This window comes from Paraherbaspirillum soli (assembly GCF_042654985.1).
GTDB lineage: Bacteria > Pseudomonadota > Gammaproteobacteria > Burkholderiales > Burkholderiaceae_D > Paraherbaspirillum > Paraherbaspirillum soli.
Genome location: NZ_JBHSMT010000013.1, coordinates 50,682 through 66,251 on the forward strand (window position 1 = coordinate 50,682; position 15,570 = coordinate 66,251).

15 protein-coding genes are annotated in these 15,570 nt (G+C 58.5%); 10 read left to right on the top strand and 5 right to left on the bottom strand.

Going from position 1 to position 15,570, the window contains the following annotated elements:
* Positions 1–86 precede the first annotated feature (86 nt).
* From ACFPM8_RS07755 to hemC, 4 genes are read right to left on the bottom strand one after another with little or no spacing between them, the layout of a single operon-like run.
* Positions 87–1,283, bottom strand: a complete 1,197-nt coding sequence (locus tag ACFPM8_RS07755; RefSeq protein ID WP_378996742.1) for a heme biosynthesis protein HemY — start codon at positions 1,281–1,283, stop codon at positions 87–89.
* 4 nt (positions 1,284–1,287) lie between these two features.
* The gene (locus ACFPM8_RS07760; protein ID WP_378996744.1) at positions 1,288–2,514 is read right to left on the bottom strand and encodes a uroporphyrinogen-III C-methyltransferase; all 1,227 of its coding nucleotides are present in this window, start codon (positions 2,512–2,514) and stop codon (positions 1,288–1,290) included.
* The gene (locus tag ACFPM8_RS07765) at positions 2,511–3,320 is read right to left on the bottom strand and encodes a uroporphyrinogen-III synthase (protein WP_378996746.1); all 810 of its coding nucleotides are present in this window, start codon (positions 3,318–3,320) and stop codon (positions 2,511–2,513) included. The genes ACFPM8_RS07760 and ACFPM8_RS07765 overlap by 4 nt, the downstream gene beginning before the upstream one ends.
* The gene (gene hemC, locus ACFPM8_RS07770) at positions 3,280–4,278 is read right to left on the bottom strand and encodes a hydroxymethylbilane synthase (protein ID WP_378996748.1); all 999 of its coding nucleotides are present in this window, start codon (positions 4,276–4,278) and stop codon (positions 3,280–3,282) included. The genes ACFPM8_RS07765 and hemC overlap by 41 nt, the downstream gene beginning before the upstream one ends.
* Positions 4,279–4,378: 100 nt before the next feature.
* Here hemC and ppc point away from each other — a divergent pair, with 100 nt between their 5' ends.
* From ppc to ACFPM8_RS07790, 4 genes are all read left to right on the top strand, one after another.
* Positions 4,379–7,249: a phosphoenolpyruvate carboxylase gene (gene ppc, locus ACFPM8_RS07775; RefSeq protein WP_378996750.1), complete on the top strand. Its 2,871-nt coding sequence runs from the start codon at positions 4,379–4,381 to the stop codon at positions 7,247–7,249.
* 207 nt (positions 7,250–7,456) lie between these two features.
* Positions 7,457–8,512, top strand: coding sequence for an adenosine deaminase (locus tag ACFPM8_RS07780; RefSeq protein ID WP_378996752.1), 1,056 nt, complete (start codon positions 7,457–7,459; stop codon positions 8,510–8,512).
* Positions 8,513–8,837: 325 nt separating this feature from the next.
* On the top strand, positions 8,838–9,107 hold the full coding sequence (locus ACFPM8_RS07785) for a hypothetical protein (protein ID WP_378996754.1): 270 nt from the start codon (positions 8,838–8,840) through the stop codon (positions 9,105–9,107).
* Positions 9,108–9,285: 178 nt separating this feature from the next.
* Positions 9,286–9,543 (top strand): DUF1488 family protein, encoded by a 258-nt coding sequence (locus ACFPM8_RS07790; RefSeq protein WP_378996756.1) that lies wholly within the window; start codon positions 9,286–9,288, stop codon positions 9,541–9,543.
* Positions 9,544–9,580: 37 nt separating this feature from the next.
* Here ACFPM8_RS07790 and ACFPM8_RS07795 read toward each other — a convergent pair whose 3' ends face one another.
* Entirely contained in the window at positions 9,581–9,748 is a 168-nt protein-coding gene (locus tag ACFPM8_RS07795; RefSeq protein WP_378996758.1) for a hypothetical protein, read from the bottom strand.
* A 30-nt stretch (positions 9,749–9,778) separates the two neighbouring features.
* On the opposite strand from ACFPM8_RS07795, the gene ACFPM8_RS07800 reads away from it, so the two are divergent.
* The 6 genes from ACFPM8_RS07800 (at position 9,779) to leuA (ending at position 15,447) form a co-directional block, all read left to right on the top strand.
* A complete protein-coding gene (locus ACFPM8_RS07800; RefSeq protein ID WP_378996761.1) occupies positions 9,779–10,183 on the top strand; it encodes a DoxX family protein in 405 nt (134 codons plus the stop codon).
* Positions 10,184–10,320: 137 nt separating this feature from the next.
* A complete protein-coding gene (locus ACFPM8_RS07805) occupies positions 10,321–10,737 on the top strand; it encodes a MarR family winged helix-turn-helix transcriptional regulator (protein WP_378996763.1) in 417 nt (138 codons plus the stop codon).
* A 10-nt stretch (positions 10,738–10,747) separates the two neighbouring features.
* Positions 10,748–12,502 carry a chloride channel protein gene (locus ACFPM8_RS07810; RefSeq protein WP_378996765.1) on the top strand — a complete coding sequence of 585 codons (1,755 nt, stop codon included), beginning with the start codon at positions 10,748–10,750 and terminating at the stop codon, positions 12,500–12,502.
* A gap of 185 nt (positions 12,503–12,687) precedes the next feature.
* The gene (locus tag ACFPM8_RS07815) at positions 12,688–13,020 is read left to right on the top strand and encodes a hypothetical protein (protein WP_378996767.1); all 333 of its coding nucleotides are present in this window, start codon (positions 12,688–12,690) and stop codon (positions 13,018–13,020) included.
* 488 nt (positions 13,021–13,508) lie between these two features.
* Complete coding sequence (locus ACFPM8_RS07820; protein WP_378996769.1) at positions 13,509–13,658, top strand: hypothetical protein; 150 nt, start codon at positions 13,509–13,511, stop codon at positions 13,656–13,658.
* 82 nt (positions 13,659–13,740) lie between these two features.
* Positions 13,741–15,447 (top strand): 2-isopropylmalate synthase, encoded by a 1,707-nt coding sequence (gene leuA, locus ACFPM8_RS07825; RefSeq protein ID WP_378996771.1) that lies wholly within the window; start codon positions 13,741–13,743, stop codon positions 15,445–15,447.
* Positions 15,448–15,570: the final 123 nt, after the last annotated feature.

Consider the following 15,570-nt stretch of genomic DNA (forward strand, 5'->3'; position numbering starts at 1 on the left):
ATCGAATGCAGGTGGTGCATCAAGCGGCGGATAACGCTACGCTCATCCGCCCTACTTGCTGACAGCGATGTCAGCCTCTCAAGGTGTTACAACATCGTCGCCAGCGCGCATTGCCGATAGTGCTCAGCCGCCTGCTCCTGATGATCGACGCCCTCGTGCAACTGCGCCAGCTTCAAATGGGCTTCGCGCACCAAGTTCGGGGAGGTGGCGTCCGACAGCGCCTGCTCCAGATGCCGTTGTGCCTTGCCCCACAATTTTTGCTTGAGGCAGAAGCTGCCCAGGGTCAATGCCAGTTCGGCATCGTTCGGCGATTTGGCGGCCCAGCGTTCGCAATGCTCAATCTGCGCCAACAACTCCGGGCTGGCTTCGTCTGCCGCGGCGTCCCGATATACCGGCAACAAGCGCACATCCCACTCCGCGACCAGCGATTTCTCGACGATGGCGCGGGCCTCGCCATGCAAACCGCGCTGATTGAAAGCCTGGGCGGCACGCATCGCGATGAAGGGTTTGATCCGGTCTTCGTTCGGCACCGTGCTCCACAAACGGCCAATCGATTCGGCATCATGCGACGGATCCGACAGCAATCCATCGTAGGCCAATTCGCGCAAGCGCTTCGACAAGGCAGGATGGAGCGCTGCGTGTTTATCCAGCGTGCGCACCAGACGCAGTACTTCAGGCCAGTTCTTGGCTTGCTGATTGGCTTTCAGCGCCAGTCGCAAGGCGTGGATATGGCGGGTGCCGCTGGCGTTCAACTCTTTGACCACGTCCAGCGCAGCATGCGATTTGTGATCATCGACCAGCAAATCCAGCGCGGTGATCAGACGCGCTGTTTTCAGCGCCTGGTTGTCTTCAACGCTGGCCAGCCAGATATCGCGGCGCTCGGATTGGCCCATGCGATGGGCGGCACGTGCCGCCATCAATGCTGACACGCCGAGATTCTCCGGCAATTCCGCCGCCCGCGTGGCGGCCTTTTCGGCTTGACCGAAGCGGCCCTCAAGCAATGCTTTGAGGGCGTCGCGCAACGCATTGTTGGCATTGGTTTCACGCTTGTGACGGCGATAAGCAATCACCCGCCCGGGCAACTTCTGCGTCGCTCGAATCGTCCGGATCAGCACGTACAGAACGATGAACAGAATCGTCAGCAGTACCGCGAAAAAATTCAGCGACAAATCAATCCGGTAAGGCGGGAAGAACAGCACCACGTTACCGGGATTGTAACGAGCCATCACGGCCAGGCCGATGGCGACAGCGAACAGAGCAACAAGCCGGAGAAAGAATCGCATATGACTATGGCTTGCCTTTATAAGTACGGATCGCGGCGAGGCTGTCCAACACCGGCATCGCGATCGAAAGATTACTTCCTTGCACCTGCTTCAACAGTGCTTGCACGGTTTGCGTCTGCTTGGCGCGCGTATCGAAATATTTGCTGACCGTTTCTTGCGCAGCGATCAGGTCGCTGCGGAACGCGGCTTCATTGCGCGATAACAAGCCCAGACGTGCATTCAGCAAACGCAGCTTCAGGTTTTCCCGTGCGTAATAGGCTTGGGTCGGCGACAACAGCAAGGCGTCCGGCGTGGCAACGCTGCGCACCCGCACCAGTTGGCTGATTTCAGTCCACATCTCGCTGCTCCAGCTTTGCCATTTATCCTTCAGCGTCCGCTTCCAGTCGGCGACCACGCCGTCGTTCGCAGCCTGCGGCTCAGTCAGCGGCTGGGAAACTCCCGCCTGCTTGGATGACTTGGTGCCGGCTGCGGCCTTGCTGCGGCTTGGCGCCTGATTGCTAGGCTGCAGCGAACCGGTGACCGGCTTTTCGTCGGACAACAGCGGCATGCTGTCGACCTGGCCGATCACGCTGTCGAGACGTACTGCGATCCCGGTCACATCCAGCGTCGGCAACGCTTTCAGCTTTTCGATATCGTGCGCGATGGCGCGCCGGATGGTAATGAATTGCGGCTTGTCGGAGCGCGACAGGTTCTTGTCGGCGTTCTGCAGCGCAATCAATGCGCCCTGCACGTTGCCGGCCAGTTGCAATTGCTGGCTGGCGGTCGACAACACGTCTTCGACCTCGGACAAGGCCCAGTCATCTCCATTTTTTGAAAGATCCTGGTACAGCTGCTCCAGCGCCAGTTGCTGGCTTTGCGCTTCGACTTGCTTACTCTCGAGCACGCTGACCTTGGCTTGCAATTCTTTGGTGCCTTCTTGCACCGATTTGACGATCGTCTTGGTTTCGGAGTTGCTGCTGTCGCCGATTTGCAGGCGACGCGCCAGTTCCTGTCGCAGCTTGGCGTTTTCGGAGTGTGCTGACCACCACTGGCCAGCCAGCAGCAAGGCCAGCAGCAGCAACGCGCCATAAATCAAGCCAAGTTGCTTGCCTGGATTTTTACTGCGTTCATAAGCTTGTTGCGCGGGCGGCGACGCTGAAGACGGAGCGGCGGAAGAGCTGGCCGAGGTCGTCGAACTGGTGGCAGGGCCAGCATGCTGGCGCGATTCAGGAGTGGGTAGCGATTCGTTCATAGCGGGAATTGTAACGCGTCAAGTAGCCGTTCGTCGCCTGAGCCGGTGAGAGTTATCTTAGTAAAACCAAGCGCATGTGCCGTTTCGGCAATACGGGCATGCGGCACAACGATTTGCTGTTGTTGGATTTTTGCAACACCGGCACTGCTTTCCACTTGTTGCACCAAGGTCATCAGAATTCGCAATGCTTCTGAACTGGTCACGATCCAGGCGTTTTCGGTATTCAGCAATTGCCGTAGTTGCGCCTCGACCGTTGTCGTCAACGCCGGCGCCTGACGCCGGTAAGCGGCGACCGGGACCACTTTGATGCCCGCTGCCAGCAAAGCGTCAGCCAGCAATTCACGGCCGCTTTCGCCGCGCACGATCAGCACCTGACGGTCGCGCAAGGCCGGCAGATCGAGCGCTTGCAACAATCCCTCCGAATCTGTCTTGGCCGGGTCGGCTGGGCTAAAGATGGTGGCGTTCTGCCCATTCACGGCATGTCGCGCCAACGCGATACGGCTGCCCTCCCCGACTATGCCGATCGCCACCTGTTGCGGCCAATGCGACAAATAGCGAAAAGCGGCGTCGATCGCGTTCGGGCTGACAAAAACCACCAGCGCATAGCGGTCGAGTTGCGCCAATGCTGCCTGCAAAGGGGCGCTGTCGTTCAGCGGCAAAATCTCCAGCAACGGAAAAATGACCGGCTGCCGGCCGCGCGCAGCAATTTGCTGGGCAAGCTCCGCCGCCTGCGCTGCGGGCCGGGTAATAACGACAGGGGGCAAATTAGTGCTCCTGTAGGCAGGCGGCGAGAATCGCTGCCGCATCCTGCGCCTGTAGCGCTTCCGCGATCTTTTTCCCGAGTTCTTCCGGCGCGTTGGCCGCACCCGTAGCCTCGGCACTCGCCACGCGCTGGCCGTCGGGGGTGCCGATCATCGCCCTCAAGCGCATGTTGCCGTCGTCTATCGTCGCAAAAGCCGCCAATGGAATCTGACAGCTGCCGCCAAAAGCACGCGACAAAGTGCGCTCGGCGGTCACCGCTTGCGCGGTCGGCACATGGTTCAACGGCGCCAGCAGTTGCCGCAAGTCGTCGCGGTCGTCGCGAATTTCAATCGCCATCGCGCCCTGCCCTGGCGCAGGCAAACTCTGCTCGGGTTCCAGCAACGCCTTGATGCGCGCGGTCAAGCCGAGTCGTTTCAGGCCGGCGGCGGCCAGAATGATCGCCGCGTATTCGCCGCGGTCCAATTTACCCAGGCGGGTATCGAGATTGCCGCGCAACGGTTTGATCTGCAAGTGCGGGAAGCGCGCTGCGATCAGCGCCTGACGCCGCAAGCTGCTGGTGCCGACGATGGCGCCCTCCGGCAACTGCTCAAGTGAGGCGTAATCGTTGGAAACAAAGGCATCGCGCGGATCTTCGCGTTCCAGCACGGCCGCCAGCGCAAAGCCGGGCGGTAAGTCCATCGGCATGTCTTTCAGCGAATGCACAGCCAGGTCGGCGCGGCCTTCCGCCATCGCCACTTCCAGCTCCTTGACGAACAGGCCTTTGCCGCCGACCTTGGACAAAGTGCGATCCAGAATTTGATCGCCGCGGGTGGTCATGCCAAGGATTTCTATATTACAGTCTGGATATAATGCAAATAATCTATCGCGCACATGCTCTGCCTGCCACATGGCGAGCCGGCTTTCACGCGATGCAATCACTAACTTGGAGGGAGTAGATATTTTCGGCACAGATTCTTTCAAGTTGTATCGATGGTGGTTAGCCCAACCGCAAGCAGATCCCATCAAAGCGCGACGTTTTAACGATAAATTTTAACATGCGCTCTTCGTTGTAATTCTTATCCACAGCACGTCTTCCACTAAAAAACTGATTGCCTCGTCCAACATGGAAAAACAAGCAAATCCTGCCGTCCAAGTCAAAAAAGCCGCTCCCAATAAAGATGCACCGCTAAAAGAAGATATTCGCCTGCTGGGCCGCCTGCTGGGCGATGTGCTGCGCGACCAGGAAGGCGACGCCGTATTCGACGTGGTGGAGACCATACGCCAGACGGCGGTGCGTTTTCGGCGCGAATCGGATCAGCAAGCGGGCGCCGATCTCGACAAGTTGCTGAAGAAGCTGACGCGCGACCAGACCAATTCGGTGGTGCGCGCCTTTTCCTATTTTTCGCACCTGGCCAATATCGCCGAAGACCAGCATCACAATCGCCGCCGCCGCGCGCATTTGCTGGCGGGATCGGCAGCGCAGGCCGGCAGCGTCGCCCATGCGTTGAGCAAACTGGATGATGCCGGCGTGTCCGGCAGCAGCATCCGCGGTTTTTTGAAAGACGCCCTGATTTCGCCGGTGTTGACCGCCCATCCGACCGAAGTGCAGCGCAAGAGCATCCTGGATGCGGAGCGCGACATTGCGCGCTTGCTGGCCGAACGCGACCGGCCGCTGACGCCGAAGGAGTTGCGCGACAACAGCGAGCTGCTGCGCGGCCGCATCACGACCTTGTGGCAAACCCGGATGCTGCGCTATAGCAAACTGACCGTGGCCGATGAAATCGAAAACGCGCTGTCCTACTATCGCATCACCTTCCTGCGCGAATTGCCGGCGCTATATGACGACATCGAAACCGAAATCGCGACCCAGTTCCCGACCCGCGCGCGGCAAGCCGGCAGCAATACCGAGCTGGCGCCGTTCCTGCAAATGGGCAGCTGGATCGGCGGCGACCGCGACGGCAATCCGAACGTCAATGCCGGCACCATGCAGCACGCGCTGACGCGGCAATCGACCACCATCCTCGATTTCTACCTGGAAGAAGTGCACGCACTGGGCGCCGAACTGTCGGTGTCGACGCTGATGGTCGGCGTCAGCCAGGAACTGTTGATGCTGGCAGAATCGTCGCCCGACACCTCCGATCATCGGGCCGACGAGCCCTACCGGCGCGCACTGATCGGGATTTATGCGCGATTGGCCGCGACCGCACGCGAACTCGGCGCCGCCAATATCCTGCGTCAGGAAGTCGGCGCTGCGGCGCACTATGACTCGCCCCAGGAATTTACCCAGGAACTGCAAATCGTCGAGGATTCGCTGAAGGCGAACCATGGCGGCGCGCTGGTCAAACCGCGTCTGGCGACGCTCAAGCGCGCTTCGGAAATTTTCGGCTTCCACCTGGCATCGCTGGATATGCGCCAGAGCTCGGATGTGCATGAAAGAGTGCTGGCAGAGCTGTTTGCGCAAGCGCAGGTAGAACCGGCCTATGCCAGCTTGACTGAAGAAAAAAAGATTGAACTGCTGCTGGCGGAACTGGCCAAGCCACGGCTGCTGTATTCACCCTATATCGACTATTCCGACGAGACCGATTCCGAACTGGCTATCCTGCGGGCGGCACGCGAAATGCGCCAGCGCTATGGCGCCCGCGCGATCCGCAACTACATCATTTCGCACACCGAAACCGTGTCCGACTTGCTCGAAGTCCTGTTGCTGCAACAGGAAACCGGCCTGCTGCGCCCCGCTCAGTCGGGCACGGGCGCCAAAGCGCTCAAAAGCAGCGAGCTGGAAGTGATGGTGATTCCACTGTTTGAAACGATTCCCGACCTGCGCCGCGCCGCGGCCATCATGGAGCAATGGATGGCATTGCCGCCGGTCGCGCGCCTGCTCGCCCGCCAAGGCCAGTTGCAGGAAGTGATGCTGGGTTATTCCGATTCCAACAAGGACGGCGGTTTCCTGACTTCGAACTGGGAGCTGTACAAGGCCGAGATCCAGCTGGTGCGCGTGTTCGATCGGGCCGGCATCAAGCTGCGTCTGTTCCATGGCCGCGGCGGCACCGTCGGCCGCGGCGGCGGCCCGAGCTATCAGGCGATCCTGGCGCAACCGCCGGGCACCGTCAACGGCCAGATCCGCTTGACCGAACAAGGTGAAATCATCGCCTCCAAATTCTCCAATCCCGAGATCGGCCGCCGCAACCTGGAACTGCTGGTCGCCGCCACGCTGGAAGCCAGCCTGATGCCGAACGTGGCCGACAGCAAGCAAGCCAAAAAGCTGGGCGAATTCGAACAGTTGATGGACGACCTGTCGGAGCGCGCGTATCAGTCGTACCGCAACCTGGTCTACGAGACACCCGGCTTCACCGACTATTTCTTTGCGTCGACGCCGATTGCCGAGATTGCCGAATTGAATATCGGCTCGCGTCCGGCCTCGCGCAAATCGACCCGCCGCATCGAGGACCTGCGCGCGATCCCGTGGGGCTTCTCTTGGGGCCAATGCCGTCTTTTGCTGCCGGGCTGGTATGGCTTCGGCAGCGCGATCGAAGCCTGGCTGCAAGAAGGCAACGGCAGCAAGCTCAAGAACCAGAAGCTGGCGACGCTGCGCACCATGTATAAGGAATGGCCGTTCTTCGCCACGCTGCTGTCCAATATGGACATGGTGCTGTCCAAGACCGACCTGGCGGTGGCGTCGCGCTACGCCGGACTGGTGACCGACCGCAAGCTGCGCAACAGCATTTTCAAGCGCATCGTCGATGAGCACGAACGTACCAGCAGCATCCTGTCGGCGATCACCGGCTCCAAGGATCGTTTGTCGGGCAATCCCTTGCTGGCACGCTCGATCAAAAACCGCTTTGCCTATCTCGACCCGCTGAATCACTTGCAAGTTGAGCTGATCCGGCGCCACCGCAGCATTACCGCGGCCGGCCGCGTCACCGAAGAACGGGTCAAACGCGGCATTCACTTGAGCATCAACGGCATTGCTGCGGGCTTGCGCAATACCGGTTGATGCCGATCTCATAAAATGCGGCGACGGCCTGAATTGACCATGAGCAATTCAGGCCTGCGCATTTGTGGCCCCGCATGTCATCCGAGTCAAGAAGCAAAATCGCAATTCGCTTATTTGCTGATAAGGACGAAAGCGCCGCCGCGATTCTGTAAAATTGCGAAATTCCATCCCGATCACTTGTCCGACCAGAAGAAACCAGGTACCGCCATGAATACCGCTTCCCCTACTCCTTCGCTCCCAGCCGACCTCAAATCCTTCATCGAGGACATGCCCAAGGCAGAGCTGCACCTGCATATCGAGGGCACGCTGGAGCCTGAATTGCTGTTCGCGCTCGCGCAGCGCAACAATGTCAAGCTGGCCTACGACTCGGTCGATGCCTTGCGCGCCGCCTATGATTTCAGCGACCTGCAGTCGTTTCTCGATCTGTACTACGCCGGCGCCGCGGTGCTGCAAACCGAGCAGGATTTTTATGAAATGACGGCGGCTTATATCGCCCGCTCGCGGGCCGACAATGTGCGCCACTCAGAAATCTTCTTCGACCCGCAAACCCATACCGAGCGCGGCATCGGCATCGACGTGGTGTTCGCCGGGATCGCCCGCGCCTTGCGCGAAGCACGCGATACACACGGCTTCAGCAGCGGCATGATCATGTCGTTCTTGCGCCACCTGTCGGAAGACGACGCTTTCGCCACGCTGGAAGCAGCATTGCCGCTGCGCGAGACTTATAGCGACCTGTGGATAGGCATCGGCCTCGACTCGGCCGAGCGCGGCAATCCGCCGGAAAAATTTGCGCGCGTGTTTGCGCGTTGCCGCGAACTCGGCTTCCATCTGGTCGCGCACGCCGGTGAAGAAGGTCCGCCGCAATACGTGGTCGATGCGCTCGACGTATTACACGTGGAGCGCATCGACCACGGCGTTCGCAGCGAAGAAGACCCGGCATTGATGCAGCGGCTCGCGCAGCAACGGACCCCGCTGACAGTGTGCCCGCTGTCGAATCTGAAGTTGTGCGTGGTCGACGACATGCGCAAACATAATCTGGCGCGTTTGCTGCATGCCGGTCTGGCGGTCACCGTCAATTCCGACGATCCGGCCTATTTTGGCGGATACATGAACGCCAATTTCCTGGCGGTAGCCGAGGCACTGCGACTGAGCCGTACCGAACTCGTGATGCTGGCCCGTAACGGCTTCGAAGCGAGCTTTTTGCCGGCTGCGGAAAAACAGCGGCTGCTGCTGGAGCTGGATAGTTATTGCACGGCGACTTGATCGCGCTCCGATTTACCTGCGCTGGACATGATCACCCATCCGCCTCGCCACTCCGGTGCGGCGGATTTTTTTCGTCGCAAAATCAGCCGGCAAAAAAAAGCCCGCATGACCATTCGGTTGCGGGCTGAATCCAAACCTAGGAGGTGTTGGAGGAGACAGGTGTAACTATAGCGATCCGCCGCCCGCCTGTATGCTTTATTGTTCAAATACCTGATATTTCTCAAACGCATAACAAATACTTACTGGCAACTGTTGGCGAAATTCTTACAGAAACATTCAATGATCAAAATGGTCAAATTTGTTTCAGCCGCTACCGGAGAATGTGATGAGCAACGTGGTGATAAACAAGCACGACATTCGCAATCAATACGCAGCGGAAATGAGCAAGCGCTTCGAAGAATTCACCACTTGGGCCATCAGCAATTGGCCCGTCAAGAATGTGCCGCTGATGGCGACCGACTTCGCCGAGTGCCACAAAGAGATCGCCAAAATCCTCGGCCCCAGGCTAGGCGACAGCAACGATCCCGACGACTTGATCGAAGATAAAGAATATGAGCCGCAATACATCAACGTCACGCCGATGCCCTGGCCGTAAACATCGTATTTTTAGCGGCCGCATTTAAAAATTCCCTGCCACGATATCGAAGCCAGTCTGACGAATATGTACTCTTGTCCTTGCTAGCAGGCTATTTTCCGTGCACGATAGACGAGCAGTCAGTTGCATGTTTTACCGATGCATACCGACTCTGCACAATCGTATTCCCGTGGAGATCATGATGGACAACGTACTTGCTGCACCTCGCCTGACAAATGCCGGCGTACTATTTTCGGTGGTAGTCGAATATCAACAATATCAGTGCCTGGTGCCCGGAGCGACGCTCGCCGACCTGTCCCATTCCAAAGATCCCAAACTCGATCTGCTCGACACTTATCATGCGTTCCAGACCAAAATCGAAGGCGTCGCGCGTCGCCTGATCGGTGCCGGCGTTGCCGGCAAACCGCTGCTTATCGGCAGCGGCTATTTTCATTAATTACGGCGCGCGTCCAGCACATGATGGATAGTCAGGCTTACTTTTTTTCGTCAGTGCTCGCCGGCGTATTCGCGGTCGGCGGCACTTGTGCAGCGGGCGCTGCCGGCTTCGCAACTTCCGGCATAGGCGCGTCTTTTCTTTGACAAGCTGCCAGCAAGCCGATGAACAAGATGACGGCGCTGGCAAGGATTTTTTGACGGATCATGATAGACACCTTCTTACAAGAGGAGTGCTTATGAAAAATGCCGACGACCTGGGAAAGCTTGTACTGCGCTCAACTCTGGCGATCCTTATTCTATTCCATGGCGTTTCAAAAATCCTCAACGGTCCCGGCTTTGTCGTCGGCCTGATCAACAATGCCGGCTTGCCCCCGGTATTGGCCTATGGCGTCTATTTCGGCGAAGTGGTGGCGCCGTTATTAATCCTGTTTGGATTCTGGACGCGCATCGGCGCCCTGCTTGTCATCGCCAATATGCTGACCGCATTCGCGCTGGTACACAGCAAACAATTGCTGACCTTGTCCGATGCCGGCGGCTGGGCGCTTGAGCTGCAAGGTTTTTTCCTATTTACGGCAGTAACCATTTTGCTGCTGGGAGCCGGCCGATACAGCGTCGGCGGCAGCAATGGCCGATGGAATTGAACTGATGCAGACGGCTCCCTGATGACGCTACAACCCGCCTGCCGGCGGGTTTTTCTTTTCCGGTACAGGATTTCGAAAAAATATATCGTACTTTGATATATTATCTGCGTCCCACTTCCAGTAAAGCCGGCTGCCAGATGAATGCACCATCCCCACCTTCGTTGCAAAAACAAGACTTTGAAGCCTTGTCCACGTTTCGCTACCAACTCCGGAAATTCCTGCGCTTCAGCGAAGAAGCGGCTCAGGCGGAAGGCGTCACGCCCCAACAGTACTTGTTATTGCTGCATATAAAGGGCTTCCCAGGGCGCGACTGGGCTCGCATCGGCGAGCTGGCGGAACGCCTGCAGTCGCAGCATCATAGCGTCGTGGCGCTGGTATCCCGCTGCGAAAAACTCAAGTTGGTGGAACGCCGCGTCAGCGAAATCGATCGCCGTCAGGTCAACGTGCATCTATTGCCGGCTGGCGAGCGCTGCCTGGAAAAACTTGCAAGCTTGCATCATGCCGAGCTGAATACATTGACTGAAACCTTCCGAATTCCGACCATTAATAGTTAAAACCCTCGTCATGGCTTCCCACGCACACTTACACAAACGCGATTTCGCGGCCGACACGCGCCTGCTCAGGACCTCCTTAATCGCCATCGCCATCGGCGGCTGCGGCACGCTGGCGGCATTTGTATTGTTGAACTTGATCAGGCTGTTTACCAATCTGTTCTTCTACCAATCCTTTTCTTTCGCGACGCGCTCGCCTGCCGCGCATCACCTCGGCGCATGGGTCATCCTGTTGCCGGTGTTGGGCGGCTTGATCGTCGGCCTGATAGCGCGCTTCGGTTCTGAAAAAATTCGCGGTCATGGCATTCCTGAAGCGATCGAAGCGATCCTGTTTGGCAAAAGCAAAATGTCGGCAAAAGTCGCGGTTCTCAAACCTCTGTCCTCCGGCATCGTGATCGGCAGCGGCGGACCGTTTGGCGCGGAGGGGCCGATCATCATGACGGGCGGCGCCATCGGTTCGCTGATAGCGCAGCTTTTTCATCTGACCGCCGCCGAACGCAAGACCTTGCTGGTGGCCGGCGCCACCGCCGGCATGACGGCGGTGTTCGGCACGCCGGTGGCAGCCGTGCTGCTGGCGATCGAACTGCTGCTATTCGAATTGCGTCCGCGCAGTCTGCTGCCGGTCATCGTCGCCTGTGCGGTAGCCGGCTTCACCCGCCCCTTGCTGCTGGAAGCGGGTCCGCTATTTCCGTTGCAAACCCCGGAAATCGGCATCGCCGCACTATTCTCTTGCGCGATCGCCGGCATTCTGGGCGGGGCGCTGTCGGCCTTCATGTCGACCGCGCTGTACTGGGTTGAGGACATGTTCGGCAAACTGCCGGTCCACTGGATGTGGTGGCCGGCGCTGGGCGGCATCGTGGTCGGGATTGGCGGCTATTTTGAACCGCGGGCGTTAGGTGTCGGTTACGACGTGATTGGCGACCTGTTGAATAATCACCTGGCGTTGCAGATTGCACTGAGTCTGTTGCTGGTAAAGGCGGTCATTTGGGTCATCGCGCTTGGCTCCGGCACTTCCGGCGGCGTATTGGCGCCGCTATTGATCATCGGCGCCGGACTCGGCACCGTACTGGCGCCGTGGCTGCCGGGCGGCGACGCGCATTTGTGGCCGTTGGTTTGCATGGCGGCCGTGCTGGCCGGCGTATTGGGAGCACCGTTGACTGCCGCCGTGTTCGCATTCGGCTTGACCCATGACGTCAATGCCTTGCTGCCGCTATTGCTGACCACCGGCGTCGCCTATGGCTTTACGGTGCTGACCATGCGCCGCTCGATCATGACCGAGAAGATTTCCCGGCGCGGCTTGCATATCTATCGCGAGTACGGCGTCGATCCGCTGGAACGCCAGCATGTTGAAGAAGTCATGACCCATGCGGTGGAAGCAATTCCGGCCAATCTATCCATCGCGGCGGTGCTGGAACGCTATTTCGGCGCGCAACAGGTGCATCGCTGCTACCCGGTAGTCGATGCCGAGCAACGACTATTGGGAATGGTCGATCGCAGCAGCTTCGGCCCATTGACGGATGGCGCCAATCCGCTGACGACATTGTTCAGCCATCACCAGGATCAAGGCGCCGGTTTGGTGGCATTGCCATCCGAAACCTGCCGCCTCGCCGCGGCGCGGATGGCGACTCACCACCTGGAACGATTGCCGGTGGTGAGCGACCTGCATACGCTGCGCTTGATCGGGATCGTCAGTCGCAGCGACCTGATCAAGCCGTCCAGATTGTTCTTCGATGAGGAACAAAAACGCGAACGTCTTTTAAACGCGTAAGCAAGTCATAGACGCAGTCTGCACAGGGACACCTCGAAAAACCTACTGCGCGGCCCCCGCCACATTCGGTCCGGCGGCATACCCGGCAAAATTGACAGCATCAAAGCGCTTGCTTTCAGGGATGGAATCGACAATAATTTAAATGAGAATCATTTTCATTTAAACGAATCCTGCAAAGGCTTACGATGAACCATCCACACCATGCCGCAGATCCGATCACGCTCAACGCCGACGATTATCAAACCCCGCCGGAATTGCTGGTATCGGCGGTGCTGCACCTGATCTCGCAATACAGCACGCAGACGTTGACAGCTGGTGCCTGCCCGCAGTCGGCGGCTACGATCGAGCGCCACTTGCGGACGCTGTCCGAATGGCCGGAGCTGGCGCCGGTGTTGCGCGCCACCTGCCAGCAATTGTCGGAGCAGTGGTCGCTGGTCGTGGAACGCGCTTCGCCGAAGCCGAAGACGGAACGTTCGGCCTTTATTACGCGCTTGATTTCGGGCACGCGTGCGCTTTAGGGCGAGCTCTAATCGCGTATCCGGAAACCATGCATTCGAATTCCCCGGGAAGGGAGTGAATCCATCTCGCACTTGAGCTGCAATATGCGACGTCGACAATCTGCCGGTTGCTGACGCTGATCTACGCGTTCAGATCGAGCGCCTGATGGATGTGTGTCCTTATCGGCATTAGCCAAAACTGTAACGGTCGCTCCTCTTGATACAGTCGCTAGCCAAGCCGTTTTTTTACGCTCCTTGATTCTTGAGCGCTTGACAAGCCCCGGCCCAGTCTCGTACATTAGCCCAATGCCTTCCGCAAAAACCCATTCCTGCTCCCTACTACACGTTACCGGCTCCCTGCCGGCAATGCTGCTAGTGCCGCTACTAGCGCTATCGCTACTACGCGCACTATGATCTCGCCCCGGTACCGACCGGGACCCAACTGGCAAGCCTAGCAAAACTCCAGCCAGAAAAAGATAAAGCAAATGTAGTCAACCCGGGATTCGACGATGAATTCCGATTACGAAGAGCAGGATTCCATGTATTTCAAGCCACTTCTCGATACCTTCATCAACGGCACTGTATGCGCCGGGATGATCTTCGCTCGTGCGCTATCGCTACTACTACCGCTACCGATCGGTTGCCTGGCCTCGCGTTAAGTTTCAAGTGGCAGTCAGGCAGCCTCTCCGCGCCACAGCAGAACATTCCCCCGCATTTCACCCGTTCCACGAGAGGTTCACCATGATGTTGCAAAACCCTGCCGCAAAATATCACCCGTTTCCACCGGTTCAGTTGCGCGACCGCACCTGGCCCGATCAAATCATCAGCGCGCCGCCGATCTGGATGAGTACCGATCTGCGCGACGGCAATCAAGCCTTGATCGAGCCGATGGATGCCGATCGCAAACTGCGCTTCTTTAAAATGCTGGTCAAGATCGGCCTCAAGGAAATCGAAGTGGGCTTTCCTTCCGGCTCGCAAACAGATTTCGATTTTGTCCGTAAATTAATCGAAGAAAATCATATTCCCGACGACGTCACCATCATCGTATTGACGCAATCGCGCGAAGACTTGATCCGCCGTACGGTCGATTCGCTGAAGGACGCTAAACAGGCCATCGTCCATCTCTACAATCCGATCGCTCCGGCTTGGCGCCGTATCGTGTTCGACAAGAGCCGCGCCGAAGTGAAAGAGATCGCCGTCTCCGGCACCCGCCTGATCAAGGAATTGACCGATGCCCGGCCGGAAACGCAATGGCGTTACGAATATTCGCCCGAGACTTTCAGCATGGCCGAGCTGGATTTTTCCAAGGAAGTTTGCGACGCGGTAGTCGATACCTGGCAAGCCAGTCCGACCCGCAAAGTGATCCTGAACTTGCCGACCACGGTCGAGTGCAGCACGCCCAATATTTTCGCAGACCAGATCGAATGGATGCATCGCCACCTGGCGCGCCGCGACGCGGTCATCATCAGCGTCCATCCGCACAACGATCGCGGTACCGGCGTCGCCGCTGCCGAGCTGGCAGTGATGGCCGGCGCCGATCGAGTCGAAGGCTGCCTGTTCGGCAACGGCGAGCGCACCGGCAACGTCGACCTGGTCACGCTGGCCTTGAACCTGTACACGCAGGGAGTCAATCCAGGGCTGGATTTTTCCGACATCGACGTCGTCCGTCAATGTGTCGAAGAGTGCAACCAGATTCCAGTGCATCCACGTCATCCTTACGTCGGCGACCTGGTGTTCACCGCCTTCTCCGGCTCGCACCAGGATGCGATTAAAAAAGGCTTCGCCGCGCAAAAAGCCGATGCCATCTGGGAGATCCCTTATCTGCCGATTGACCCGGCCGATCTCGGCCGCAGCTACGATGCGGTGATCCGCGTCAACAGTCAGTCCGGCAAAGGCGGCATGGCGTATTTGCTGGAGCAGGAATACGGCTTGGCGATGCCGCGCCGCCTGCAAATCGAATTCAGCCGGGCGATCCAGAAAGCCGCCGATGCCAGCGGCAAGGAAATCGCCGCACGCGACATCTACGGCATCTTCAAGCAGGAATACCTGGACCGCCAAACGCCGTATCGCTATTGCGCCCACCGCATCAGCGAGGACTCGAATCAGGCGCAGCCGATCAAGATCGATATCGACATCATGCGCGACGGCCAGCCGCAAACCTTGCGCGGTCACGGCAACGGTCCGATCGACGCTTTCGTGGCGGCGCTGGGACTGGATATCAAGGTCATGGATTTCCATGAGCATGCGATCAGCGCCGGCGCCGATGCGCAAGCGGCCAGCTATATCGAACTGCGACTCAACGATGCGCCTACCGGCTTCGGGGTTGGCGTCGACGCCAATATCGTGACGGCCTCGTTCAAAGCGATCTTGAGCGCAGTCAATCGGCAAATCGACATTGCCGGCGCTGCCGCCAATCAGGAAACCGTGCGAACGATAGCGGCAGCGTAATTAGTTATCTCTGCCCAGCCATGGCGATCCGATGGCCGGGCAGAAATCCTCGTGTATTACCGTACATGCCGGATTGCACAGGCGCTGCGCTTCGCCAGCCACAAGCTGACGGGCGCACGCTGT